This is a genomic window from Pseudooceanicola lipolyticus (assembly GCF_002786325.1).
GTDB classification, from domain to species: Bacteria; Pseudomonadota; Alphaproteobacteria; order Rhodobacterales; family Rhodobacteraceae; genus Pseudooceanicola_C; species Pseudooceanicola_C lipolyticus.
Map to the genome: position 1 here is coordinate 1 of NZ_PGTB01000377.1, position 1034 is coordinate 1034.

The following is a 1034-nucleotide window of genomic DNA, read 5'->3' on the forward strand; positions in this document are numbered from 1 at the left end:
CGCCCGCCACCGCGTCGCCGGCGCGCTGGCCGACCTGGGGCCGGGGCTGAGCGACGTGGCGCTGCGCTGCTGCTGCTATCTGGAAGGGCTGGAAACCGCGGAAAAGCGGCTGGGCTGGTCGGCGCGTTCGGGCAAGATCGTGCTGCGCATCGCGCTGCAACGGCTGCGCCGCCACTATGACGAACTGGCGGAACCGGACCGGATGATCGGGTAGGGCCGATAGGTGTGGCTTGCACAAGCGGCCGATCTCGATAAACAGAGATTATGAAATTCACCCTGCGCCAGCTAACCTATTTCAAGGCCCTCGCCGAACAGCGCAATTTCGGCCGGGCAGCGGCGGTCTGCAATGTTTCGCAACCGGCGCTGTCGGTGCAGATCCGGACGCTGGAAGAGGCGCTGGGCGGGCCTTTGGTGGAACGGCGCACCCGCGACGTGGTGCTGACGCCGCTGGGCCGCACGGTGCTGGAGATGGGCGCGCATGTTCTGAACGCGGCGCAGCATCTTGACCAGCTGGGCCGCGACGGGGCGGCGGTGGGGCAGTCGCTGTCGCTGGGCCTGATTCCGACCATCGCACCCTACCTGCTGCCCGGCGTGCTGGCCGCCCTGAGGGCGGAGAACCTGGCGCTGCAGATCTCGGTGCGCGAGGCCAAGACCAGCCGGCTGGTCGAGGCGCTGGCCGACGGATCGCTGGACGCGGCGGTGATGGCGCTGCCCAGCGGCAGCGAGGAACTGAGCGAGACACCGCTGTTCGAAGACCGCTTTCTGCTGGCCGGTTCGCCCGCGCGGCTTCAGGCCGCCGGGGCGGTGCGGCCCACCGATCTGGAACCGCGCCAGCTGATGCTGCTGGAAGACGGGCATTGCCTGACCGACCAGGCGCTCGAGGTCTGCGGGCGCGGGCGCGGCCAGCCGGGAATCAACCTGGGCGCCTCGTCGCTGGCGACGCTGTCGCGCATGGTGGCGGCGGGGTTCGGCCTGACCCTGATGCCGGAACTGGCCGCCCGCACCGAAGCGCAGAGCGTGCCCGACCTGGCGCT

Annotated in this window: 2 protein-coding genes; both read left to right on the top strand. The window is 70.1% G+C overall.

From position 1 onward, the window contains the following. A partial coding sequence (locus tag CVM52_RS26050) for a DUF6456 domain-containing protein (protein ID WP_240621089.1) occupies positions 1-214 on the top strand: 214 nt, incomplete at its 5' end. A 50-nt stretch (positions 215-264) separates the two neighbouring features. Next, the coding region (locus CVM52_RS26055) for a LysR substrate-binding domain-containing protein (RefSeq protein ID WP_100165085.1) at positions 265-1034 on the top strand (770 nt) is incomplete at its 3' end.